22 protein-coding genes are annotated in these 23,667 nt (G+C 46.8%); 3 read left to right on the top strand and 19 right to left on the bottom strand.

Features of this window, described 5'->3' with window-relative positions:
* Positions 1-12: 12 nt before the first annotated feature.
* Genes NSB28_RS06440 through NSB28_RS06430 form a run of 3 tightly spaced genes read right to left on the bottom strand, consistent with a single transcriptional unit; the run spans position 13 to position 2,798 of the window.
* Positions 13-1,014 (bottom strand): asparaginase, encoded by a 1,002-nt coding sequence (locus tag NSB28_RS06440; protein ID WP_109626096.1) that lies wholly within the window; start codon positions 1,012-1,014, stop codon positions 13-15.
* A gap of 31 nt (positions 1,015-1,045) precedes the next feature.
* Positions 1,046-1,300 carry a DUF6171 family protein gene (locus NSB28_RS06435; protein ID WP_109626095.1) on the bottom strand — a complete coding sequence of 85 codons (255 nt, stop codon included), beginning with the start codon at positions 1,298-1,300 and terminating at the stop codon, positions 1,046-1,048.
* 10 nt (positions 1,301-1,310) lie between these two features.
* Positions 1,311-2,798, bottom strand: coding sequence for an alpha-N-arabinofuranosidase (locus NSB28_RS06430; RefSeq protein WP_109626094.1), 1,488 nt, complete (start codon positions 2,796-2,798; stop codon positions 1,311-1,313).
* 407 nt (positions 2,799-3,205) lie between these two features.
* Here NSB28_RS06430 and NSB28_RS06425 point away from each other — a divergent pair, with 407 nt between their 5' ends.
* Complete coding sequence (locus tag NSB28_RS06425; protein ID WP_109626360.1) at positions 3,206-4,126, top strand: ArsR/SmtB family transcription factor; 921 nt, start codon at positions 3,206-3,208, stop codon at positions 4,124-4,126.
* A gap of 24 nt (positions 4,127-4,150) precedes the next feature.
* Positions 4,151-5,239, top strand: coding sequence for an NADH:flavin oxidoreductase (locus NSB28_RS06420; protein ID WP_109626093.1), 1,089 nt, complete (start codon positions 4,151-4,153; stop codon positions 5,237-5,239).
* Positions 5,240-5,323: 84 nt separating this feature from the next.
* On the opposite strand, the gene NSB28_RS06415 is transcribed toward NSB28_RS06420, so the two are convergent.
* From NSB28_RS06415 to NSB28_RS06370, 10 genes are all read right to left on the bottom strand, one after another.
* Positions 5,324-7,909 carry an ABC transporter permease gene (locus NSB28_RS06415; RefSeq protein WP_109626092.1) on the bottom strand — a complete coding sequence of 862 codons (2,586 nt, stop codon included), beginning with the start codon at positions 7,907-7,909 and terminating at the stop codon, positions 5,324-5,326.
* Entirely contained in the window at positions 7,906-8,589 is a 684-nt protein-coding gene (locus NSB28_RS06410; RefSeq protein WP_109626091.1) for an ABC transporter ATP-binding protein, read from the bottom strand. Before NSB28_RS06410 ends, NSB28_RS06415 begins: the two co-directional genes overlap by 4 nt.
* 123 nt (positions 8,590-8,712) lie before the next feature.
* Positions 8,713-9,714: a sensor histidine kinase gene (locus NSB28_RS06405; RefSeq protein WP_109626090.1), complete on the bottom strand. Its 1,002-nt coding sequence runs from the start codon at positions 9,712-9,714 to the stop codon at positions 8,713-8,715.
* Complete coding sequence (locus tag NSB28_RS06400) at positions 9,704-10,453, bottom strand: response regulator transcription factor (protein WP_330665350.1); 750 nt, start codon at positions 10,451-10,453, stop codon at positions 9,704-9,706. The genes NSB28_RS06405 and NSB28_RS06400 overlap by 11 nt, the downstream gene beginning before the upstream one ends.
* Positions 10,401-10,751, bottom strand: a complete 351-nt coding sequence (locus NSB28_RS06395; RefSeq protein WP_109626359.1) for a DUF1622 domain-containing protein — start codon at positions 10,749-10,751, stop codon at positions 10,401-10,403. Before NSB28_RS06395 ends, NSB28_RS06400 begins: the two co-directional genes overlap by 53 nt.
* A gap of 42 nt (positions 10,752-10,793) precedes the next feature.
* Positions 10,794-11,792 carry a 2-hydroxyacid dehydrogenase gene (locus NSB28_RS06390; RefSeq protein WP_109626088.1) on the bottom strand — a complete coding sequence of 333 codons (999 nt, stop codon included), beginning with the start codon at positions 11,790-11,792 and terminating at the stop codon, positions 10,794-10,796.
* A 131-nt stretch (positions 11,793-11,923) separates the two neighbouring features.
* Positions 11,924-12,181 (bottom strand): hypothetical protein, encoded by a 258-nt coding sequence (locus NSB28_RS06385; protein ID WP_109626087.1) that lies wholly within the window; start codon positions 12,179-12,181, stop codon positions 11,924-11,926.
* Positions 12,182-12,310: 129 nt separating this feature from the next.
* Positions 12,311-12,925 carry a recombinase family protein gene (locus NSB28_RS06380; RefSeq protein ID WP_109626086.1) on the bottom strand — a complete coding sequence of 205 codons (615 nt, stop codon included), beginning with the start codon at positions 12,923-12,925 and terminating at the stop codon, positions 12,311-12,313.
* 84 nt (positions 12,926-13,009) lie between these two features.
* Complete coding sequence (locus NSB28_RS06375) at positions 13,010-15,016, bottom strand: ABC transporter permease (protein ID WP_109626085.1); 2,007 nt, start codon at positions 15,014-15,016, stop codon at positions 13,010-13,012.
* A complete protein-coding gene (locus NSB28_RS06370; protein ID WP_109626084.1) occupies positions 15,009-15,776 on the bottom strand; it encodes an ABC transporter ATP-binding protein in 768 nt (255 codons plus the stop codon). The genes NSB28_RS06375 and NSB28_RS06370 overlap by 8 nt, the downstream gene beginning before the upstream one ends.
* A 444-nt stretch (positions 15,777-16,220) precedes the next feature.
* Between NSB28_RS06370 and NSB28_RS06365 the strand changes: the two genes are divergently transcribed.
* Positions 16,221-16,574, top strand: a complete 354-nt coding sequence (locus tag NSB28_RS06365) for a hypothetical protein (RefSeq protein WP_109626083.1) — start codon at positions 16,221-16,223, stop codon at positions 16,572-16,574.
* Between the two features lie 122 nt (positions 16,575-16,696).
* Here NSB28_RS06365 and NSB28_RS06360 read toward each other — a convergent pair whose 3' ends face one another.
* From NSB28_RS06360 to NSB28_RS06335, 6 genes are all read right to left on the bottom strand, one after another.
* Complete coding sequence (locus NSB28_RS06360; protein ID WP_109626082.1) at positions 16,697-16,915, bottom strand: DUF3006 domain-containing protein; 219 nt, start codon at positions 16,913-16,915, stop codon at positions 16,697-16,699.
* 18 nt (positions 16,916-16,933) lie between these two features.
* The gene (locus tag NSB28_RS06355) at positions 16,934-18,031 is read right to left on the bottom strand and encodes a ComEC/Rec2 family competence protein (RefSeq protein WP_109626081.1); all 1,098 of its coding nucleotides are present in this window, start codon (positions 18,029-18,031) and stop codon (positions 16,934-16,936) included.
* A gap of 54 nt (positions 18,032-18,085) precedes the next feature.
* Complete coding sequence (locus NSB28_RS06350; RefSeq protein WP_109626080.1) at positions 18,086-19,147, bottom strand: sensor histidine kinase; 1,062 nt, start codon at positions 19,145-19,147, stop codon at positions 18,086-18,088.
* A 34-nt stretch (positions 19,148-19,181) separates the two neighbouring features.
* Positions 19,182-19,853, bottom strand: a complete 672-nt coding sequence (locus NSB28_RS06345) for a response regulator transcription factor (RefSeq protein ID WP_109626079.1) — start codon at positions 19,851-19,853, stop codon at positions 19,182-19,184.
* A gap of 196 nt (positions 19,854-20,049) precedes the next feature.
* The gene (locus tag NSB28_RS06340; protein WP_109626078.1) at positions 20,050-21,786 is read right to left on the bottom strand and encodes an NADH-dependent [FeFe] hydrogenase, group A6; all 1,737 of its coding nucleotides are present in this window, start codon (positions 21,784-21,786) and stop codon (positions 20,050-20,052) included.
* Positions 21,780-23,612 (bottom strand): NAD(P)-binding protein, encoded by a 1,833-nt coding sequence (locus NSB28_RS06335; protein ID WP_109626077.1) that lies wholly within the window; start codon positions 23,610-23,612, stop codon positions 21,780-21,782. Before NSB28_RS06335 ends, NSB28_RS06340 begins: the two co-directional genes overlap by 7 nt.
* Positions 23,613-23,667 lie beyond the last annotated feature (55 nt).

The following is a 23,667-nucleotide window of genomic DNA, read 5'->3' as shown; positions in this document are numbered from 1 at the left end:
TCAGGCTGCCCGCTATATGCCCAGGATGTCGAAATTTACATTAGAATAGAATAATTCTTCGATCTCCTGCCATGAAGAAGGCTTCTTCCCCAGTATCCATGCCACTTTAGCAAACACGGCTTCCAGATTCATATCCTTTGCTTCCAGATAAGGCATCTCCCCCTCCATGCGTTTGCCGACTTCATATACGGACACATGGCTCCCCTCTGACATGACCTGGGTAGCCAGCACCAGTATCTTCTGCCCCTCAGGGTAGGCATTCTGGCAGGCTTTTAATGTCTCAAAAAGCCTGTCAGGCACTCCGCCTACCCCAAAGCCTTCCAGGATAATACCGTCGTACTGTTTATAAATCTCCTTCAGGATCTCCGGAGAGCTTCCGGGCGTCAGCTTGAGCAAAAATATATTTGGATTCATCCTTGTATCGAAAAGTACCTCTCCCTCCGGCTTTGGCGTGCACACATATCTTATAACACGTTCATTCCGGATCACTGCGATCTCAGGAAAATTAATGCTGGAGAAAGCCTGGTAGCTCAGTGTATTGATCTTCTTCGCCCTGGTTCCCGCAATGGCGCGGCCCCCGAACATAACCTGCACACCTCTCGTGTCTTCTTCCATCATATACTGAAAGCTGTCCCTGAGGTTCATCAGTGCATCTGTGGACTCAAAAGAAATAGGCTTCTGCGCCCCTGTAAGTATCACCGGCTTCTCTGTATTCTGTATCATATATGACAGCGCTGATGCAGTATAGGCCAGGGTATCTGTCCCATGGCAGATCAGAAATCCGTCATAATCTTCATAATTTTCTCTGATGGCTCCGGCCAGCATTCTCCAGTAGCCTATATCCATATTCGTGCTGTCTATATTGCAGACTTCCATGGTATCTACCGTACACAGCTTACCAATATCAGGTATGTATGAGAGCAGATCCTCCGCCCCCATGGCAGGTATCAGGCCATTCTCCCCTTCCATGGACGCTATCGTTCCTCCAGTGGTCAAAACTAAAAAATTCTTCATTCTACCGCCTCATTTCCGCCGCGCCAGTATTTTACCAGAGAGCTGGATTCATAGCGCAGTGACTCATTTTCTTGGCTGCCCGCACTTCTACAAAACATCCGCAGAGACGGCACATCCCATTGACCATATTATCACAATTCTGACAATAATGCAGGCGTTTTTCGTAAAAATCCGACGATATTTTCATTTCTTCCGGAAGGTTGCTGATATATTCCTGTACAGTCCTGTAATACTCCCCGTCATCCATATCTTTTGTCAGGCATTTTCTGCAGAATCTCTTCTCCATCTCTGTATCCTTACTGTCTCTTAACGGTAAAATGTACTACACTGCAGGCGGGCACAGTAAATTTGAAGCCCTCTTTTGTCACTTCTATTCCCTCTGCCCCGGATGGCGCTACGTCCTCAGGATGGCTGAAATCATTAAATGCATTCATTCCGGCACTCAGCACTTCACCTTCCACGGACGCATGTTCTCCCATGCAGCTCCCTGCCAGTATGCACTCCAGAGGATACGCTGTATCTAAGGAAAGATTTGCAGCAGTAATATTGAGCACTCCCTCTCCGTCCTCGGACGCAGATACACTCAGATTCGGGACTGTATATCCGCCCTTTCCTGTCTCCTCTGTCTCTGCGTATACGTCAACCAGCATGGCCTCCTGATGTCTCTTATACATGTCAAAGACATGGTATGTAGGGGTGAGTACCATCTTATCTCCCTCTGTCAATATGACAGACTGCAGTACGTTTACCATCTGGGCGATATTAGCCATCACAACGCGGTCGCTGTGCTCATTGAAAATATTCAGATTAATGGCTGCCACCACAGCATCCCTCATTGTATTCTGCTGATATAAGAATCCTGGATTTGTGCCCGGCTCCACATCGTACCATGTGCCCCACTCATCTACAATAAGGCCCACCTTATTGTCCGGGTCGTACCTGTTCATGATCTGGGTGTGCTTCGTAATGATCTCATCCATATACAGCGTTTTCTTCAGTGTATTGTAATAATCCTCCTCCGTAAAGTCTACGGCGCTGCCCTTCCTGTTCCAGTCTCCGGGAACCGTATAATAGTGCAGGCTCAGTCCGTCCATGAATTTTCCTGCAATCTCCATGACTGTCTCTGTCCACTCATAGTCGTCGCCATTTGGCCCGCATGCGATCTTAAATACTTTATTCTCCCCATAATTGCGCACATATGTCTGGAATCTCCTGTAAATATCCGCATAATAAGAAGGCCTCATATTTCCGCCGCATCCCCAGTTTTCATTTCCGACTCCAAAGTATCTGATCTTCCACGGTTCAGGATGTCCATTCTCCCTGCGCAGCCCGGCCATGGGTGATACACCGTCAAATGTCATGTATTCCATCCATTCGCTCATCTCCTGGACTGTACCGCTTCCCACATTTCCGTTTATATATGGCTCACATCCCACCTGCCGGCAGAATTCCAGAAATTCATGTGTTCCAAATGAGTTATCCTCTACAAGACCGCCCCAATGTGTATTTATCATCTTTTTCCTGCTGTTTTTGGGGCCAATCCCGTCCTTCCAGTGATATTCATCTGCAAAGCATCCTCCCGGCCATCTGAGTACAGGAACCTTGATCTGCCTGAGGGCTTCCACCACGTCCCTGCGCATCCCGTTCACATTGGGAATATCAGAATCCTCACCCACATAGATACCCCCATAGATACAGCGCCCCAGATGCTCTGAGAAATGCCCGTAGATATTTTTGTTAATTTTACTCTTTTTCTTTTCAGTGTTGATAATTAGTCTGCCCAAAGTTCTCCTCCTATTTATTTAAGTGTTTTGTTTAATATTACACTATATACTTTATATTTTGATAATACTATATTGTTCCTGAACTGTCAATAAATAATTCATGTTCAGCAATCCTGTGTGAACAATAACTAAACTTTTACCCTCTCCCTATATATATTTGTTTAAGTATTGACTTAACAATTCAGAGGGCGTTATAATATTTACAGAACATAGAGAGTTACTGTTCACACGCCACCATTCCGCGAGGTGTTTTCGTGCGTATTTTGCACGAAAATCCCGAGTTTTGCAGCGCGAAACGGCGAATTTTGCCGTTTCTGTGCATCGCGGAGCGTGTTACTGGTCACGGAGTTAACAGTACCATAGAGATGCTGCCAGATTTCAGGCACATTTCAGAAAGGATATATAATATGCTTCATTTTCATTCTCTGAATGACGCACTCCCTGTCTTCAAGGCTCTGGGTGCTCCTATGCGGATCCGCATCCTGGAGCTTCTGAGTGAGGCCGGGGACAAGAATCTGAATGATATAGCAAAAGCTCTGGGGCTGACTAACAGCGCTGTATCCCTTCATATGAAGATCCTGGAAGAAGCCGGGCTTGTTTCCATACACACCACTGCAGGAAAGCGGGGATCCATGAAGGTCTGCAGACCGCTGCACTCCTCTCTTCTTGTAGATATGTTTCCCCGCAAATCGGAAGACGCTTCCTGCTATGAGGATGAGATCAGCATCGGCTGCTACTCAGCCTGCCAGATCCGGCCTACCTGCGGAATCGCTACCTGCCGCGAGATCATAGGAGAGTTTGATGATCCCAGGTACTTTCTTTTTCCAGAGCACTATCAGGCAAACGTCTACTGGTTCGGTGAGGGCTATGTGGAATATATCCTTCCAAACCACCTGACGGCAGGCCAAAAGCCCAGACAGATCTCTCTCTCATTTGAGATATCCTCTGAATCTCCCGGCTATAATGATGATTATCCTTCAGATATCCAGTTTTATTTTAACGGTATCTGTCTCGGACAGTGGATCAGCCCGGGAGATTACGGCCTGCGCAAAGGGCGGTTCACCCCCGCCTGGTGGCCCCCGGGCTGCAACCAGTACGGTCTTTTAAAAACCCTGACTGTAAATGAAAAAGGTACATACATCGACGGCGGCAGCAGAATCTCGGGTGTAACCATCCATGATCTGGACCTGAACTACAACAGTACCTTTACCTTCCGTTTTCAGGTATCACCTGACAGTATAAACTGCGGAGGGTTCACTATTTTCGGCAAAGGGGCGGGTGATTATAATCAAGATATTATATTTAAGACATACTATTGCCCCCAATAATGTTTACTGAAAGGAGCATGACTTATGAAAAATGTATTTGAACCGCTGCAGATAGGCAGCATGACAGTGAAAAACCGCTTCCTGCGGAGCGCTACCTGGGAAGCCCTCTCTGATGCGGACGGGCATATGAGCAGCAGCCAGTTAAAAATATATGAAAAGCTGGCCGAAAATGAAGTTGGTCTCATCTGCACAGGCTATGCCCGTATTTTAAAGGAAGAACAGCCAAATGCCGCCATGATGGGAATCTATGATGATATCTTTATCCCAGAATATAAAAAGCTGACTGATGCCGTACACGCCCGCGGATCCAGCATCATGATGCAGCTGGCCTACGGAGGCACAAAAACAACATATAAGACTGAGGGACGCACCATCTTCTCTCCCGGCACTGTGCCGGAGCCATCCACCAAAACTGCAGGCACACCAATGACAAAAGAAGATATCGCCTATGTCACCGCTGCCTACGGGGATGCTGCCCGCAGGGTCAGGGATGCAGGTTTTGACGCCGTAGAACTGCATGCAGGCCACACATACCTCCTGAACCAGTTCTTAAGTCCCTACTTCAACAACAGGACGGATGAGTACGGCGGATGTCTTAAAAACCGTATCCGTATCATAGAAGAGATATATGCAGCTGTACGGTCGGCTGTGGGCCCTTCTTATCCTGTTCTCATCAAGATCACCTGTTCTGATTTTGTGAAGGGAGGACTTGTATTTGATGACACCCTGGAGATCTGCCGCATGCTGTCCGCCATGGGTTTTGATGCCATAGAAGTATCCGGCAATATCCATGGCAAAGCTGAAAACCTGGCCGGCGCCGTATATGATGGAAAAACCATTACCAGAGGTGGATATTTTGTTGAGTTTGCCAAAGATATCGCGGACACAGTAGATATTCCTGTCTTTCTCACCGGCGGCATCCGGGACATCCGCCAGCTGAATAACTGGCTGAATTCAACTTCTATAGCCGGCTTTGGCCTTTCCCGCGCTTTTCTGGCTGAACCTGATCTGATCAGACGCTGGAAGGCAGGAGATGTGACGCCTGCCAGGTGCCTGCACTGTTCCCGCTGCAGGACACCCCATGAAAATTACTGTACTGTTTTCAGGCGTTAACCACAAAAACGCTCCACCTGTATTGCCTCCCGTTCCGGGCGGATGATACAGATGAAGCGTTTTTTTTTCATTATTTTTATTATATCAGGCATTCTCATCCTTCAGCACTTCCACTATGCTTCCGGCCCTGGCCTTTCTCCTGCCGTAAACCATGGTGACCCCCACCAGTATAAAGACACCTGCCACAGCTCCGGTCAAGGCGCCTGCAGGCACGTAGAATGAAAAGGAAACATTGCTCACAAGTATCCTGTGCATCCCCCATATTACAAAAATACTTATGGGCAGCCCATAGACCAGCCCTTTAATTCCGTAGAACAGCCCTTCCATGGTCAGCATTTTCCTAAAGCCCTTCGGCGTCATCCCCACAGACTGGAGCATGGCGAATTCACGTCTTCTAAGCTGCATCCCTGTTGAAATAGTATTCATGATATTGGCCATGCTGACAAGAGCGATCAGCGCCACAAAACCATACAGGAACACACTGATAATGATCACCCCGTTCATAACCTCTTTCTGTTCTGCCGCAACGCTGTTCACCCTTGAACTGACATCCCGGTATTTATTGCATATTGTCCTGATCTCATCTTCCAGGTTCTCATTTTCTCCCATGGTATAATAGACATTTTCCGTCACAAAATACTTGGGCTCAGGAAGCATCTCGCATATTTTATCCAGCGCCTCCATTGAGACTATCACTTGTACAGAATAGACGTCTGTCACATATTTATCTCCAAACGGTGTCTTCCCGCCGCTGACTGCTGCCAGTTTAAGATCGTCTTCCGCAAGGTCTTTTAACCCGTCAGTGACATGAAAATCCAGAATATCCCCTGTCTTCACTCCATTTAAAAGATCCAGCTCTGCAAACTCATGCCCTTTCTTAAAGTTGATCCTGTTTATGAGTATTCCGTTTAATCCATCCCCTGAAAGGGTTTCTTCCGCTATGCCCTGCTCCTGCATATAGCTCCTGAGGCTTGCATCATCCATTGCAAGAAGCTGCACTGAGATATTATATTTTCCATTCTCCTCCGCATATACGGCCGCCAGCTCACTTCCCACCATATCTGCCGGAAGTTCAACCTCTCCGCGCAGCTTCTTCACAGCCACAGCCGAGCCTGCCCCCTTAAGGCCCATCAATTCCTCAGACAGTCTGTCCATAGAGTCTGCATCATCAGACATGCTCACATTAATATCATAAGAAAGCGGAGCCTGTATCATATCATTAGACTTCCTTACATAAGCTGAAAATGTATAAGCTGTCATGAAAAGAAGCACGCTCACTGTCAGAGAAAATACGGTAGTGCGGTAATGGCTCTTATTTCTCTTCAGGTTTTTCAGTCCCAGCTCTCCCTCAAATCCAAATACCAGCCTGGTCAGTTTTGATGTCCTGACGCTCTTTGCAGTTATCTTATATTCCCTTGACTGGCGCAGTGCTTCCAAGGCGGATACCCTTGATGCATGGCGTGACGGTATCCAGGCTGATATAAGAAGCACCAGGGCTGAAAACAATATGATCACTGCGATCCCGCCCCAGGAGAGACTCACTTCCAGTCCCAGATCATTCTGCATCCACTCCCTGAAAACAGGATTGATTATCTTAAAAGTAACCGCCATCCCTGCAATACCTGCTGCCAGACCAAGCGGTATCGCCACAGCTCCCACACATGCGGCTTCGAAAAATACAGAATGCCTTTTCTGCTGCCTGGTCGCTCCCACGCTTGAGAGCATGCCGAAAGTCCTGCTCCTCTCTGCTATTGAAATAGAGAATGCATTGTAGATCAGGGATATTGACCCTATCAGTATAATGATCCCTACCACAGCCGCCAGCATATAGATCATAGTCATAAATGAGCTGTCATTTGAGATTCCTAAGTAGCCCAGCAGCCCTGTATTATATTTAATATCAGATGCGCCCAAAGTATCCCCCAGTTCACCGCTGATGGTATATATCTTATTTCCCAGGCGCTTATAATTATTATAATCTACTGTTACCTCATATGTCCCGTTCCCGGGAAGTGCCTTCTCATCCAATCCGTACATCGCCCTGTAAGCGCCAAAAGCCTCCACTTCCTTGTCAGGAGCCTCAAAAATGCCGACTATAGTGTATTCTTTCTGTTCCTCTACCTCAAAGGTCTCGTCATATCCCCCGTAACTGTAGTTAGTGCCAAGCTCAAACTTCTCACCGTCCTGTTCAGACATCCTTCTGCCAAACGAGACTGTAATGCGGCTGCCAATGGCGCATGCATCCGGATTTTTCAGGCTGAAGGACTCTGATACTATCATCTCAGTATCTGTCTGAGGCAGGCGTCCTTCCCTGATCTGCGTGTTGAAGATATCAAAATTTGTCTCCCCGCTCACATACAGATACGGCTTATTTGTGGCCTCTCCTCCGGGATAGCTGGCATACTTCCCCACAGTGCTGATTCCATAGGATGCTACCTCTTCAGACTTTCCGGCCCCGGCCGCCTTATCAGCCGCCACGCCGAAGAATCTTGTCTCCCACTGGCCGCCGCTCTCAATTGTATGGCGCAGGAGCATATCCTGAGCGGAGCATACTATAACTATGACAGCTGAAAGCATGGCTACTGAAATCACCGCCCCCAGTATGGTGACCCATGTGCGCCCTTTGTTTCTTTTCATATACTGAAGTGTGACCCGGTCTATTACTTTCATTTGCGGATCACCTCGTCTTTCACAACCTTTCCGTCCTCAATGGCCAGAATACGGTCCGCCTGAAGGGCGATCCTCTCATCATGGGTGATCACAAATAATGTCTGATGCAGTTCCTTGTGGAACTCTCTGAGCAGTCCCATTATCTCCACACTGTTCTTGCTGTCCAGATTGCCTGTGGGTTCATCTGCCAGCACGATTGCAGGATTGTTCATAAGCGCGCGTCCAATGGACACTCTCTGCTGCTGTCCGCCGGACAGCTGGTTTGGAAGATATGTCCGGCGCTTCTCTAATCCAAGTTTATTTACAATATTCGCATATGCCTTGTGGTCTACCTTCCTGCCATCAAGAAGCAGGGGAAGCTGCATATTCTCTTCTACATTCAGAACCGGGATCAGATTATAGAACTGGTATACAAGCCCAATCTGCCGCCTTCTGAATATTGCGAGTGCAGTTTCATTCAGGCTGGTAATGTCCGTGTTGTCTATGATCACTTTGCCTGAAGTGGGCGTATCCACCCCGCCCAGAATGTGCAGCAGTGTTGACTTTCCTGAACCGGATGGGCCAATTATCGCTACAAACTGCCCTTCCTCCACTGAAAAAGAGACATCATCCAGGGCTTTGACTGCTGTCTCTCCTTGTCCATAAATCTTTGACAGGTGTTCTACTCTTAAAATCTCCATTTTCATCCTCCTGATAAAGCTGTATTCACATCGCTGATCAGCTGTGTTTCCTTTTATGGCTTAAGGATACAATATGAAAATGACAGCTTCGTGACTTTCATTCTTACAATTTAGTCACAAACATCAGACCACCCGTACCTGATAAAACTTTATAACAAACCTGGTACCCTTCCCTCTGGTGCTCTCCAGCCATATATCGGCATTCTGGCGCACGAGGATAGCCTTTGACATGGCAAGGCCTATTCCCACGCTGTCAGGCCCGGCATTTTTTCCTTTATAGAACCTGTCGAAAATGTAGGGGATATCCTCTTCCTCTATGCCCTCCCCATTATCCTCAACAACTATCTTCACATCCAGCACCGTCTTATGGCAGGAAATCTTTATCCTGCCCCCTTCCGGCGTGTGTTCGATACAGTTTTTAATAATATTTACAAGAGCCTCTGCTGTCCAGTTTTTGTCTGCCGTAATAAAAATATCGTCTCCGCAGTCTGTTTCAATCTCCTGGGATTTCAATTCAGCCGGTATCAGCATTGGACGAAGCGCCTCCTTAATGAGGTCCCGGACGCTGATCTTCTCCTTTTTAAAAGTGACTGCCTGTGCGTCTATCCTGGAGAGCTTCAGCAGGGAAGTAACCAGCCATTCGATCCTTTTGAGCTGGTTTAAGATATTTCCGAGACATTCCTCCCTTTTCTGGCCGGGTATATCCGGCATGGACAATACGTCTGTCATTACATACATGGAGGTCAGCGGAGTTTTCAGCTGATGGGAAATATCAGAGAGTGTATCTGCCAGATATTGCTTGTCCTTCTTCAGAAGCTCAGACTGTTCAGCCAGTGTCTTTGTCACCTTATAGATATCATTTTTCAGGATGCTTAATTCACCCTCTTTATTATCCCTGATGTCCATGGTAGGATTTCCGCTGTAAATGCCTGCCAGGTAATCAGACAGCTCCTTTATAGACCTGTACCTCTTCCTTGTAAAAATCAAAAATGACACATAAAAAAAGAGAAACGCAGCACCTGCCGCCAGGCCTGCCTTCACATCAAAGCTTCCTATGGCAGCGCAGACGGCAGCCCCCGCCGCTGCTGAAATAAGGAAAAACATCTTCGCCCCTCTACTTTCCATTTTCCCCCTCCTCACGGAGACGGTATCCCAGCCCTCTCACTGTCTCTATATATCTGTGATTTCCTCCATCCGGCTCCAGCTTTTCACGGAGTCTTTTCATATACACTGACAGAGTGTTGTCATTAATAAAGCTGCCGTCGACATCCCAGATACCTTCCAGCAGCTGGTTTCTTGTAAGCACCTGTCCCCTGTTTGCGAGCAGTACAAGAAGAAGCCTGTATTCCAGGGCTGTGAGAAATATCTCTTCCTGGCCCCGCATCACCCTGGCCTGCTTTGGATATACAGTGACATCTCCGATCCTGGAACTCTCTTCTGCTGCCTGGGCCTTACCGTACTGCCGGAGCGCCCTTTTCATCCTGCTGACCAGCTCCCTGATACGGAATGGCTTAGTAATATAGTCGTCCGCTCCCATATCAAGTCCCCTGACCACGCTCACCTCATCATCACAGGCTGTAAGAAACAGGACAGGCGCCTCCCATCTGGCCTTTATATAATCGCACAGCTCATAGCCGCTTCCGTCCGGCAGGGACAGATCAAGCAGATAGAGCGCAAATCCCTCCCTGTCCATTTGTTCCAGCGCTGACCTCTTATCCGGGCACAGCACGGCCTCAAACCCGTCTCCCTCCAGAGAATATCTGAGTCCCTCCGCTATCGTCCTGTCATCTTCTACAATTAATATCCTCATACTATTTTCCTGCCTTTTCACTGCTCCCGCCTGAAGATCCATTTCTCTCTTCATTCTTTATTTCCCAGTGGATCAGGAATGTCAGAAGTGCCCTCAGGGCAATGATGCTGGCCACGATAAATATCTCCTGCACTTCCCGCACCACCACAGTACGCAGGATCTCGCTGCCCACTTTGAATTCCAGCCCCATTGCCATCCCCTTTGCCAGATTCAGCCTTGTCTGGGGATTTCCCTTGATATAGTCAATAATTCCCCTTACACTGGAAACCGCGATCACTAAGACACCTGTATATTCACAGAGCAGGATCGCCAGCTCAACGATCTGGTTCAACAGTTGATTTAAAAATTCCATTATCTCTCCCATTTTAACTTTATCCTCTTTAGTTTTTATTTTTTACTGCCCATGGATCTCATTGCCGCTGCTTTTTCCCTGGGCAAATGCAAGCGCATTGTCTAGTGTAGTCTGGCTGATCGCCCTCAGAGCCTCTCTTGTGAAGAACCCCTGGTGGGAAGTCACCATCACATTTGGAAATGAGAGCAGTCTTGCCATAGTGGAATGCCCAAGTATCTGGTCTGACATATCCTCATATACAGAACCAGTCTCCTCCTCATACACATCAAGACCTACAGCAAAGAATTTGCCGTCCCTGATACCCTGGATCAGATCTGCTGTCTTGATCAAACCTCCCCTGGAGGTGTTCACCAGGATCACGCCATCCTTCATCTTGCTGATAGTTTCACTGTTGATCAGATGATAATTAGATTCTGTCAGAGGGCAGTGCAGGGAAATCAAATCTGACTTTGCAAGAAGCTCATCCAATTCTACATATTCAAGAAAATCCAGTTCTTTATTATGATACATATCATATCCGATCACCTTCATCCCAAACCCGCGGCAGATCCTGGCCATCGCCGCTCCTATCCTGCCTGTGCCCACGATACCCGCTGTTTTTCCGCTCAGGTTTACTCCCATCAGTCCACTGAGGCTGAAATCATTTTCCCTGCATTTAATATATGCCTTGTGCATATGCCTGTTAGCAGTCAGAACAAGAGCCATGGCATGCTCTGCAACTGATTCCGGCGAATATCCCGGCACATGCATGACAGTTATGCCAAACTCCCCTGCTTTTGCCAGATCCACATTGTTGTATCCTGCACAGCGCATCAGGATCAGCTTTACTCCGCATTCATGCAGCAGCTCTATGGTGCGTGTCCCCAGATCCATATTGACAAATGCACAAACACCGTCCCAGCCGTCCGCCAGTCTCGCTGTCTCAGCTGTCAGGTTCGGCTCGATAAACTTGAACTCCAGCCCGCCATACCTGCTATCCTCCAGCAGTGCCGTAAAAAATTCTTCATCATATGGTTTTGTTCCAAAAAATAATATTCTCATTCAGACGTACCTCCTTTTTCTATAAGGTTGCCCAGAAATTATCATATCATAACAAAAAGAGACGGGCAAGCCTGCAATTGGCCGTCCGTCTCCCAATCTTATCCGTTACTGACCGGAGTTGGCAGTAACTCTTATTCTTTTTCAAGCAGTCTGTCATAAATATATTTTTTCGCATCCTTCTCACTTTTAAATTTGACCTTTGCTCCAAAAATATACATAACTGCCTCATTCCATTCAGCCAGTCCGCAGGCACCCTCCGGAATCTGAAGTATCACTTTGCGTATCCTGCTTATCCCCTCTTTAGTAAAATCGTCAATATTTCTCAGATCAGAGACATAGCATCCCAGTTCTCTTGACAACAAGTCTAACAGTGATTCCTCTCTTCTCATTATGCCTTTCCCCCTCCTGGCTCTGTCAAACAAAGTAGACTTTTTTTGACTCTTTGGCAGCCTGCTCTATTTGTGTTTCTTCAAAGTTATTTTCCCAGATATTGTCACAGTACCATTATACATATTCTGTCAAAAAAAGTCTACTTTATTTGAATTTTTTTCCATTTTTATCCAGTGCAGAAATGTCTGGTGGGAGATTCCCAGGATCTTTGCCGCCTGTCTGCTTGATACCTCGCCCTTCTCCCACGCTTCCTTCCACCTTGGCAGATCCTCGGGTATAGGCTTTCTGGGTCTTCCGAACTGGACTCCCCGCAGCTTTGCCGCCAGGATCCCTTCCGCCTGCCGTGACTTTATATTTCTCCTTTCATTTTCTGCCACAAAACTCAGCAGCTGCAGTACAAGGTCTGCTATAAATGTTCCGAGAAGGTCTTTCCCCTTCCTTGTATCCAGAAGGGGCATATCCAGCACATAGATATCCACCCTCTTTTCTTTTGTCAGTATCCTCCACTGTTCAATGATCTCCTCATAGTTCCTCCCCAGCCGGTCAATGCTTTTTATGACCAGCAGATCACCCTCTTTCAGCTTTCTGACCAGCCGCTTATAGGAAGGCCTGTTAAAATCTTTTCCGCTCATCTTGTCCATATAGATGTTTTCGGGCAAAACAGGCAGTGCCCGCAATGCGAGCAGCTGCCTGTCTTCATTCTGGTCTTTCGATGATACTCTGATATATCCGTATGTTTTCATATGTCTGACTCCTTTCTCTAAACATATGATAACGGATAATCCTTCCAAATTAATTTCCAATTTATGGCAATTGTTTACCGCCTCCTACTCTGTCCCCACGATCTTTACATAAGTTCTGGATGTCAGTGAAAATACAATGGTGTAGACTACAGCAAATATCAGGATAGTCACCGCTGTACAGAGCATGAAAAGGGGCGTATTATAAAGTCCGAATATCCACAAAAGCTTATTTATAATGTTAAAAGCAACACAAATGTGTACGATAGCTATCAATAGCGGCAGGAAGAATACAGACAAGATCTGGCTGTGGATACATTTCTTCACTTCAGAAAGGCTCATACCTACCTGCTGCATGATCACATATCTCTCCTTATCCTCATACCCCTCCGATATCTGTTTATAATAGATGATCAAGGCAGTTGCCATCAAAAACAGTACTCCGATAAAAATACCGATAAATAAGAATCCGCTGATAAAGGATCTCATTTCCTGACCCTCAGAAATACCTGAATTCACGCTAAAATAAACCTTCTGGTTAATATTCTCCTGTTTAACAAATCCTTTGAAATCGTCATTAATCAGAAGTGTGTCAAATTTATTTCTGCTCTCCTGACTCCCCTGAATGTCCATCCCCATATATTCTTCTTTTCCAATCAGGTTCTGGTCTATTCCTGCAGTCAGCTCATCTATTATACTTTTGTCAGAGAACACCACTACATAGTTCTTCTGTGAGCGCACAAGCATGCGCTTTACGATCTCACTGCTATCTTTCTCTTCTTTCACATGAAAACTGCGTCCGTCAAGTGTAAATTTTTCCTCCCCGTATGCCTTGAGATTCCCGCTTATAATCACCTCATCTTTTCCCAGAGACTCATTTTTGCCCTCCACTTTATTGTACTGTTCCAGGTCAGTCATGATTATGGCGTAATCATTAGGCGCGTCTCCTGTCTGCTGACCGGACACAAATTCTGACAGATCATCTCTGCTCCTTTCTGCATATACTCTCACATGAGTAAAATCTATCATGGGTCCAAAAGAGACATCCGCTTCTTCAGCCTTGCCTTCCAGATAGCTGTAGAGCTTTTCAGCTATTCCTCCCTCCGAACCTACCATATAGACCCCTATATCTTCCGGAAAGAGTCCTTTTAAAAGATCGGACATGCCTACATTGAGGCTGACAGTTGTAGATACAGCCAGCAGCACACCTGTACTCAGGATACATATATTAGCCAGTCCCACGGCATTCTGCTTCATCCTATAGAGCATTCCTGACACAGTAGTAAAATGCCTGGGCTTATAATAAAATTTTTTATTCTTTTTAAGCATTTTCAAGACTGCAATGCTTCCTGTAGTAAACAGCAGATAAGTTCCTCCCATAACAAGAAGTGTAGCTATAAAGAATTCCATGATGGCTTCTACCGGTGTTTCAACATGGAGAGCAATATAGTAGCCTCCTCCTAAGAGTGCAAAACCTGCAAAAGCAAGTATCCATCTGGCCTTTGGCTCCTTCTCACCCCTCTTGTCCCCGTGAAGGAGCTCTATAGGCCTTACTCTGCCGATCTGAAAGAGATCAGACACAAGAGTTGCCAGAAATACAGCGCCAAACAGAGTAACTGTCACCTTTACTGCAAGACGGGAAAATTCTATGGTAAACGGTGCGGTTGTCTGCACCATCTTCAGCAGTATCAGAAACATCAGCCTGGAAAAAAGGCTTCCCGCCAGAATTCCCGCAGCCAGGCAGAAAACTGCTGTAAAAAACACTTCAAAAAATAATATGCGGCCTATGTGACGTTTCTCCAGTCCAAGGATACTGTACAGACCCAGTTCTTTTTTCCTTCTTTTCATAAGAAAGCTGTTAGTATAAAACAAAAACACTACTGCAAATACCCCTACGATCACTTCGCCCAGGATCAGCATCATTTTAAGGCTGATATTTCCCGGCATGGAATCAATGCCCGGATTATCGATGATTGTCATCATCATGAAAAACATCATGATCGTACAGATCGAAGCTATCATGTAAGGAAGATACATCCTTCCGTTTTTCCTGATATTTGTAAGGGCCATCTTGGGATAAAAACTGTTACGCATCCTGCTCACCTCCTGAACTGAGCACAGTAAGCGCCTGTGTTATGCTGGCGAACATCTCCTCGTTACGCATAGTTCCGCGGTATATCTGATGGAAAACCTCCCCATCCTTGATAAACAGCACCCTGCCCGCATGGCTTGCTGCCATGGTGCTGTGGGTAACCATCAGGATGGTCTGTCCTTCCCTGTTTACCTGGGAGAACAGATTGAGCATCTTCTCCGCTGCCCTGGAATCCAGTGCACCTGTGGGCTCATCGGCCAGCACTATCTGCGGATCAGTAATCAGGGCGCGTGCCGCGGCCGCCCTCTGCTTCTGCCCTCCTGAAACTTCATACGGGTATTTCTTCAGAATATCCTGGATTTTCAGCTTTCTGGCCAGCGGCGTGATCCTTCTGACCATCTCCTCATGAGATTTGCCTGAGAGGACCAGCGGCAGATAAATATTATCCTCGAGAGAAAACGTATCCAGCAGGTTAAAATCCTGAAATACGAATCCCAGATTTTCTCTTCGAAAAGCAGCCAGTTCCTTTTCTCTGACCTTGTTCATGCTCTTTCCGTTTAGCAGGACCTCTCCGCTGGTGGGCCTGTCCAGGGATGCAAGAATATTCAGAAGAGTAGTCTTTCCCGAACCACTCTCCCCCATAATAGCTACATATTCCCCTTCTTCTACAGAAAAATTTACATTTTTAAGCGCCTGGACCTGATTTCCTCCAAACCTTGTTGTATATACTTTTTTTAAATTTTTAACTTCCAGCAATGACATTTTTCGTCCTCCTCATTAATACTTTTCTCAGGTTCTGACACTATTTTAATCATAAACAGTCTGTACTGCCATAATTTCATATTACATTTAAGACGGCATCCTTACATTTTTGTAAGAATGTTACTGGTCACTCCGTGGCCAGTAGCACGCTTTGCGATGCACAGAAACGGCTAAAAACGCCGTTTCGCGCTGCAATCCTCGGGATTTTATGCATCAAAAGCGATATCAATTGCAGAAACAGTATAGTATAATATCATCAGGCAGCTAAGTTCAGCCTGTCTTTTTACCATCTCAGATCCCATCACATCTAACATTCCCATGTCAAATATTTCCTCCCCCAATTCAAAAAAGAGCACTGAAGCCACGTATCTGCAGACGAGGGGATGATCCGTCAAAAACAAGCTTATCACAGACTGATTCCATAGTAAAGGAGCTGACAATCAAATGAAAAAAACAACAAAACCACTAATTCTTGCAGCCTGTACGGCCCTCTGCCTTTTTCCTGCAAGTATTCTGACCGCCTCTCCTGATGCCAAAAACAGGGTCCCTGCTCAGCTGGCACTGACAGGCAATTACTATGACTATATGATCATTGAAACCGTGGACGGATGCCAGTGGTTCCTGGATAATACGCCGTCCCTTCGGAATCCTTATATGAAATATGAAGCAGGGCGTTATATACCGGCTTTTGAAGACGGGCAGCTGGTCCAGGTGCTCTTTGACACAAAAGGAACGGCGGATGTGACAGACGACAGTATCATATGTGTCCGCAGCATTGATTCCAGATACCCTTTGTGATCCTGCCGCATCCTTTCCTGTATGCGAAGTCAAAAAAAGACCGCACTATATAAGCGCGGCCCATAGTATAAACTGCATTCAGATCTTAACTGTAACCATTCAGCAAAACTGTATATTTACTCTTAACTCTTTTTCTTCAGCCTGTCAAAAAGGCTCTGTACTTTTTCTTTCCGGCTTGCAGTTTCTTCCTCCAGCACAGAAGCTCTTCCAGCCTCCCAGGTTATCACATCCCCCTCTACCGGTCTGGTATCAAATGCCTCAAGGGGGATCTCTATCATCCTGCGCTGCTCCATCTCACAGACAACTATCTGCCCCTCTATCCTGTCTATTGTCCCTTTCATCCTGATCCTCCTGAATTATTACTGTGGCGGGCTGCACTTACTGCAGGGAGTATATCCGCTTGCTTTTGCATCCTCCAGCGAAATCTCGATATCTGATTTCTTAAGGTACTGACACCCGGCACTGTGATACTTTTCCCCCGTTTTTGTGATATGTACGATTGTGGCCTGACTGCCATCATCTGAACTTGCTGCCTCTCCTTCGCCGTCTCCCTGTTCCGCTTTGCCTTGTAGCATTGATGTGTTGGCTGAAGTCCCCCATACAATCTCTTTCCCATCAGATACAGCTACGACCGTACCCTGCTCATCTGTCCTGAATACCTGTATATTCCTGTCTCTGAGTTTTTCCAGCGTAGATGGTGTGGGATGGCCGTAGGAATTATCCCTCCCACAGCTGATCACCGCATATTCAGGGTTCACTGCATCTAAAAACTCTGCTGTGCTGGAGGTATCGCTCCCATGATGGTTTACTTTATAGACATTTGAGGCAATATCCGGCTGCCCTGCAATAATGTCCTGTTCAGCTTCAGCCTCGGCATCTCCGCACATGATAAAGCTGTTTTCTCCGTTTACAAGCCTGATGCCCACAGACCAGTCATTCAGCTCATCACCGTAATCCCTGTTTGGAGCCAGGATTGTAAATACTGCGCTTCCAAGCTCATACTTCTGACCCGGCTCTGGAATAGTAACTGAAAGACCTTTTTCGTCAACAGCTGTCAGAACATCCTCAAAACTTTTAGAAGTATGTGCCTTATCAGGCATCAGAACATTTTCTACATTAAAATGTTCAATCACTGAATCCATGGACCCGATATGGTCCTCATGAGGATGTGTGCCTATCACATATTCCAGATTCTGGATTCCCTGGTCTTCCAGGTAGGATATGATAGTGTCCGCATCATCATTATTGCCCGCATCTATCAGCATAGCTGAACTGCCTGATTTAGCAAGGATACAGTCCGCCTGCCCCACATCAATAAAATGCACTTCCAGATTAACACCAGCCTCATCTGAGGCATCAGCCGCATTTAAAGTAACTGCCGGTACATTTACAAGGCCGCTGACCATCAGTATCAGGCTCAGCATCCATATTATAACGCTGCGATTTCTTGTTTTCATACAACACTCTCCCTTTTCATTTGTTTTTTTCTATTATTCTCTTTATACAGACCTTCAGATCTCCACATATTCTCTGCGTGACATATCTATCATGACCTTCGTTCCCCTGCCGGGCACAGAACTCACGCTTATGGAATGGCCAAGCTTATCAAGTATCTGCCTGCAAAGATACAGGCCGATCCCTGTTGATTTTTTCTCCATTCTCCCATTATATCCTGTAAATCCGTTCTCAAAGATTCTCGGAAGGTCTTCCTCCTTGATCCCCATACCGTTATCTTCGATCACAAGAGTATTTTCCTCACCCTCCAGCATATATACAGAGATACTGCCGCCTGTGTCTGTATATTTCAGAGAATTAGACAATATCTGTTCTATCACAAATACAAGCCATTTCTCATCTGTCAGCACTGTATTCTCCATATCCTGAAGGTTCAGACTGATTTTCCTGTGTATAAATATAGTTCTGTCCTTTTTGACAGCTGCATTAACCAGCTTTTTGACTTTTACCTCCCTCAGCCTCAGGTCTGAGGACATGTTCTCCATTCTCAGATACTGAAGGACCATCTCCACATAGCGCTCTATTTTAATAAGCTGCTGGGAAAGCTCTGCCTTTCCTCCCCCCTCCTGCGCCTGGATGAGCAGGTTCAGTGCCGTGATAGGTGTTTTGATCTGGTGGGCCCACAGGGTATAATAGTCTGTCATATCCTTCTTTCTGGCATCCTCCAGTGAGATCACTTCTTTATTGCAGGCATACAGTCTTCCCAGGACAGCCTGATAGTCACTCTCCAGAAGGCTGTCTGCCTTGGGAAGGCCCTTCAATTCTACATTTATCCTGTCGTATATATCGAGAAGCTCCATATGCTTCTTTCTGTATCTGATGAAATCCCATCCCAGAAACAGGAGCAGAAAAAAAACTGCCAGCAGATATGCATACCCATAAGACTCCGGCGGAACTCCTCCCAGGTAAAATACAAACCAGAACACAAATGCCAGAACAAGGACAGCGCAAAACAGCCGCCATTTCCCCTTTGCATACGTAAATGCCAGAAACCAAAATCCTGTCTTTCTTATATCTTCAGTCTTTTTATCTCTGCCCTCTTTAACGCTTTCTGCCATAATATCCTCCGTCAGGACATTCGTCCTGCATCTTTCAGACAAGCATATAGCCAAGTCCTTTTTTTGTTACTATAAAATCCTTCAGGCCTATCTCTTCCAGTTTTCTGCGCAGCCTTGTCATATTCACAGTCAGCGTATTATCATCAATAAAGCTTTCACTCTCCCAGAGTCTTTCCATGATTGAATCCCTGGATACTACCTTCTGGGCATTCTGAAATAATATTTGAAGTATCTTAAAGTCATTCTTGGTCAGATCCAGCTTCTTATCCCCATAATGAAGGGTCGTATCATTCAGGTTTAGTATGACTCCCCTGTGCTCACATACACTTGTCTCCCCCTGAAATGAATAGCTCCTCCGCAGCATTGCCTGCACCTTCGCAGTCAGTACAGCCATATCAAAGGGCTTTGCCACAAAGTCATCTCCTCCCATATTGACCGCCATCACAATGTTCATATTGTCGTTCATAGATGACAGAAATATGATAGGGACCTTTGATATCTTTCGGATTTCCTGGCACCAATGATACCCGTTAAAAAACGGAAGCGCAATATCCATAAGCACCAGCTGCGGAGAAAACTGAAGGAAAAGCTCCATCACATGCTCAAAATCTCTCACATATTCCGTCTCATAGCCCCAGGTCTTCAGGTATTCACACACCGAGGAGGCGATTATCTCATCATCTTCTACCAGCAATATTTTATACATAGCTCTCTTTGTTCACCCTTTCTATAAGCTCCGCATCTATTATAACACCTGACGGCCAGGCGTACAAGGTTTCCTTCCAGCTGGTTATTTTCCGCCGGAAATACAAAAAATGCCGTTTCTCTGTGCCAGCCTGCAGCACATAAAAACGGCATTTAATTATCTGTAGCTGTTCAGCACCTTCACAGGTACGATCATCTTACTGTTCTTCCCCCGGCATCTGCCAGGCATTGTGGTCTGTATGCAGCAGCTCATGTGACCGGTGGGACAAAGGACGCTGCAGATAGCACTCATAGCACTTCTGCACAGAGGGGTTCTCATGTGAGAATCTGATCTCATTTATCTTATCCAGTCCATAAAGTACGTCAGCCCTGTCACCTGCAAGCTCCTGGCCGTCATTGATCGGCTGTCCGCCTCCGCCAGAGCATCCTCCGGGACATGCCATGACTTCCACAAAATCATAGGAAACTTTCCCTTTTCTCAGGGCTTTTATGAGCCTCCTTGTATTTCCCAGGCCGCTGACAACAGCCACCTTCAGAGGCGTACCGGCCAGATCGAAGGAAGCCTCCTTCCAGCCGTCCATACCCCGGACATCCTTGAAGGCATCAGGATCCGGATTAGTTTTTGTTACCAGATAATAGGCGCTTCTAAGTGCAGCCTCCATAACACCGCCAGTTGCGCCGAAGATAACTCCCGCGCCTGAGCCTACACCGAGAGGAGTATCAAATTCTTCCTCCTCCAGCTCCTGGGGCACAATATGTTCAGCTCTTATCATCCTGTCTATTTCTCTTGTAGTCAATACCACGTCTACATCCTGGCCGGCGCCTGCGTCATTCATATTCGGCAGATCACATTCATGCTTTTTCGCCAGGCACGGCATAACTGACACACTGAATATATTTTCCGGATCAACGCCCAGAAGATCAGCGTAGTAGCTCTTAGCCATTGCCCCGAACATCTGCTGGGGGGATTTGGCTGTTGACAGCTGCGGCACCATATCAGGGTACTGGGACTTCAGGAAACGCACCCAGCCCGGACAGCAGGAGGTGAACATGGGGAAAGTTTCCTTATCCTTGTTCCCCAGCCTTTTGAGGAATTCACTTCCCTCCTCCATAATAGTCAAGTCTGCCGAAAAGTTTGTATCGAAGATATAATTGAATCCCATCCTTCTCATAGCAGAAACAAGCCTCTTCACAGTAGCGAATTCCCTTTCAAGCCCAAATGGCTCTCCCCAGGCAGCGCGCACTGCAGGCGCGATCTGTACTACTGTGATCTTATCCGGGTCTGCCAATGCTGAAAATACTTTTTCCGTGTCATCACGTTCCCTGAGTGCTCCCACAGGACAGTGGGTAATACACTGGCCGCAAAGGGCACAGTCAGCCTCGGTGATCTTCCTGTTTTTGGAGACGTCCACCGTTGTCCTGGAACCTGTGTTCGCAATATCCCAGATATTGAGGCTCTGGACTGTATCACATACCTGGATGCACCTCATACATTTAATGCATTTCTCATAATTCCGGATAAGCGGAAATTGCTTTTCCCATTTTGTAAAGCTGACCTTCTTGTCATATGGAATCTCCAGGATTCCCAGGTCATTTGCTATTTTCTGCAGGTTACAGTTCCCGCTCCTTGCACATGACGGACAGCTGCAGTCATGCTGGGACAGGATCAGTTCCACATTCGTCTTTCTTGTCTCTCTGACCTTGGGGCTGTTTGTATGGATGACCATGCCCTCCCCAACACAGTTATTGCAGGCTGTGACAAGTCTTGTAATTCCCTCTATCTCTACTACACAGACTCTGCATGCGCCGATCTCATTGATATCTTTCAGATAGCAAAGAGTGGGAACAGGAATTCCCGCAGTCTTTGCCGCTTCCAGGATGGTAGTCCCTTCTGGTACCTCTACTGTTCTGTTGTCTATTGTCAATTTTACCATTTTTCGTTCCTCCCGCCTTTAAAGATACCAAAACCGAAGTGGTCGCAGCGCAGGCATCTTCTGGATTCCTGACATGCTTCCTGTTTTGTCATGCCGCACTCAATTGGTTCAAAATCATTTTTCCTGTCGCAGGCATCTCTTTCTTTCATGTTCACACGGCCGCACGCCATCCTGTCGTCAAGACTGATCTTGGGGATGGCAATATCTGCTTTTATAGTGTGATGGTATCCAAGATACTCATCAATATTAGCTGCTGCCACTTTACCGGCAGCGATTGCCCTGATAACAGTAGCCGGTCCTGTAACACAGTCGCCTCCCGCAAATACACCCGGTATATCCTTAATACCGCTCCAGTTCAGTGCTTCGATCACGCCCCGCTTCACAGGGATCCCATATTCTTCAAAAGGCTTCGACTCAATACCCTGACCCACAGCCACCAGAACGGTATCACATTTCAGGCATTTTTCAGACTCATCAGCCTTTACAGGCGTTGCCCTGCCCCTCTGGACAGGCCCGATAATCTGCGGCTGCGCCCAAAGCGCTGCTACCTTGCCGTCCTCATCCTTCTCGATCCTGGTCGGCGCCATCAATTCCAGTACTTCGCAGCCCTCTGCAATAGCCCCCTGAACTTCTTCAGGCATAGCCGTCATGTCTTCTATTCTTCTCCTGTAAACGATCCTTACACTCTCAGCCCCCAGTCTAACAGCGGAACGCGCCACGTCCATAGCTACATTGCCGCCGCCGATGACTGATATATTCCTGCCCGTAAAATCGGGCATATCACCGTCGCCAATTTTGCGCAGCATCTCAACAGCAGATATTACGCCCTCTGCGTCTTCACCTTCAATGCCGATCTTCTTGTCAGTATGGGCCCCTATGGCAATATATACTGCATGATAGAGGTTGCGCAGATCTACAATGCTTGGCTCCTCCCCTACAGTCACTTCTGTCTTTACTTTCACTCCCACCGAAAGAAGCGCTTCTATCTCCCTGTCAAGCACTTCCCGGGGAAGCCTGTAATTGGGGATACCGTACCGGAGCATACCGCCCAGCTGCTTTCTCTGCTCATAGATAGTCACATCATGGCCCATGAGCGCCAGATAATAGGCTGCGCTTATGCCTCCCGGTCCTCCGCCTATGACTGCCACTCTCTTTCCTGTAGATGGTGCCGGCTCCGGCACCGGTACATCACCTGCATTGTCAACAGCAAATCTTTTTAATCCTCTTATATTAACAGATGCGTCTATCATGTTCCTGCGGCAGCGGGCCTCACATGGATGTTCACATATTAGAGCACACACAGAAGGCATGGGGTTGTCTTTTCTGATCAGAGAAACAGCATCCGCATAGCGTCCTTCAGCTACAAGAGCCACATATCCCGGTATATCCACACCTGCAGGGCAGAGTGCCACACACGGAACAGGCTGGTTCAGCTCACATGTACACCTTCCTCTGAGCACATGTTCTTCAAAGTCATCCCTGAAGCCTTTTAATGCCTTCAGGACCATATTAGCCGCTTCATAGCCGATAGCGCAGTCTGCCGAATAGTAAATGCTCCTCGCTGTCTTTTCAATTAAGTCAATAGTCTCCATGCTTCCTCTGCCGTCCAGAACGTCCTCCATGAGGTTCTGGAGCTGCCCCAGGCCTACACGGCAGGGCACGCATTTTCCGCATGTCTGTGCATGGCATACCTTTAAAAAGGAAACTGCCAGGTCCACAGGACACAGCCCCGGGGGGCTGGCCACAATTCTTCTCTCAAGGTCTTTATATAATTCTTCTACCGTAGTCTGCGCTTTGTCTCTTGTAATAATGCTAAGCCGGCTCATCTACGTTCCTCCTTTCTGTCACTGTCCTCTGTTTTATTTATCCATCACTTCTGCT

Origin of the sequence: Murimonas intestini (genome assembly GCF_024622195.1) — a bacterium.
Taxonomy (GTDB): domain Bacteria; phylum Bacillota; class Clostridia; order Lachnospirales; family Lachnospiraceae; genus Murimonas; species Murimonas intestini.
Note: the sequence above shows the minus strand (reverse complement) of the source record. Positions and strands in the feature narration are given on the sequence as shown.

What these genes read in the sequence shown, in the direction of transcription:
- NSB28_RS06395 (WP_109626359.1), bottom strand. Translation starts at nt 10,751, where the DNA reads ATGGAATTTTTAAATCAACTGTTGAACCAGATCGTTGAGCTGGCGATC.
- NSB28_RS06365 (WP_109626083.1), top strand. Translation starts at nt 16,221, where the DNA reads ATGAAAAAAACAACAAAACCACTAATTCTTGCAGCCTGTACGGCCCTC.
- NSB28_RS06425 (WP_109626360.1), top strand. Translation starts at nt 3,206, where the DNA reads ATGCTTCATTTTCATTCTCTGAATGACGCACTCCCTGTCTTCAAGGCT.
- NSB28_RS06355 (WP_109626081.1), bottom strand. Translation starts at nt 18,031, where the DNA reads ATGAAAACAAGAAATCGCAGCGTTATAATATGGATGCTGAGCCTGATA.
- NSB28_RS06340 (WP_109626078.1), bottom strand. Translation starts at nt 21,786, where the DNA reads ATGGTAAAATTGACAATAGACAACAGAACAGTAGAGGTACCAGAAGGG.
- NSB28_RS06350 (WP_109626080.1), bottom strand. Translation starts at nt 19,147, where the DNA reads ATGGCAGAAAGCGTTAAAGAGGGCAGAGATAAAAAGACTGAAGATATA.
- NSB28_RS06345 (WP_109626079.1), bottom strand. Translation starts at nt 19,853, where the DNA reads ATGTATAAAATATTGCTGGTAGAAGATGATGAGATAATCGCCTCCTCG.
- NSB28_RS06390 (WP_109626088.1), bottom strand. Translation starts at nt 11,792, where the DNA reads ATGAGAATATTATTTTTTGGAACAAAACCATATGATGAAGAATTTTTT.
- NSB28_RS06370 (WP_109626084.1), bottom strand. Translation starts at nt 15,776, where the DNA reads ATGTCATTGCTGGAAGTTAAAAATTTAAAAAAAGTATATACAACAAGG.
- NSB28_RS06400 (WP_330665350.1), bottom strand. Translation starts at nt 10,453, where the DNA reads ATGAAGAGAGAAATGGATCTTCAGGCGGGAGCAGTGAAAAGGCAGGAA.
- NSB28_RS06405 (WP_109626090.1), bottom strand. Translation starts at nt 9,714, where the DNA reads ATGGAAAGTAGAGGGGCGAAGATGTTTTTCCTTATTTCAGCAGCGGCG.
- NSB28_RS06375 (WP_109626085.1), bottom strand. Translation starts at nt 15,016, where the DNA reads ATGCGTAACAGTTTTTATCCCAAGATGGCCCTTACAAATATCAGGAAA.
- NSB28_RS06415 (WP_109626092.1), bottom strand. Translation starts at nt 7,909, where the DNA reads ATGAAAGTAATAGACCGGGTCACACTTCAGTATATGAAAAGAAACAAA.
- NSB28_RS06440 (WP_109626096.1), bottom strand. Translation starts at nt 1,014, where the DNA reads ATGAAGAATTTTTTAGTTTTGACCACTGGAGGAACGATAGCGTCCATG.
- NSB28_RS06360 (WP_109626082.1), bottom strand. Translation starts at nt 16,915, where the DNA reads ATGAAAGGGACAATAGACAGGATAGAGGGGCAGATAGTTGTCTGTGAG.
- NSB28_RS06410 (WP_109626091.1), bottom strand. Translation starts at nt 8,589, where the DNA reads ATGGAGATTTTAAGAGTAGAACACCTGTCAAAGATTTATGGACAAGGA.
- NSB28_RS06335 (WP_109626077.1), bottom strand. Translation starts at nt 23,612, where the DNA reads ATGAGCCGGCTTAGCATTATTACAAGAGACAAAGCGCAGACTACGGTA.
- NSB28_RS06380 (WP_109626086.1), bottom strand. Translation starts at nt 12,925, where the DNA reads ATGAAAACATACGGATATATCAGAGTATCATCGAAAGACCAGAATGAA.
- NSB28_RS06385 (WP_109626087.1), bottom strand. Translation starts at nt 12,181, where the DNA reads ATGAGAAGAGAGGAATCACTGTTAGACTTGTTGTCAAGAGAACTGGGA.
- NSB28_RS06420 (WP_109626093.1), top strand. Translation starts at nt 4,151, where the DNA reads ATGAAAAATGTATTTGAACCGCTGCAGATAGGCAGCATGACAGTGAAA.
- NSB28_RS06435 (WP_109626095.1), bottom strand. Translation starts at nt 1,300, where the DNA reads ATGGAGAAGAGATTCTGCAGAAAATGCCTGACAAAAGATATGGATGAC.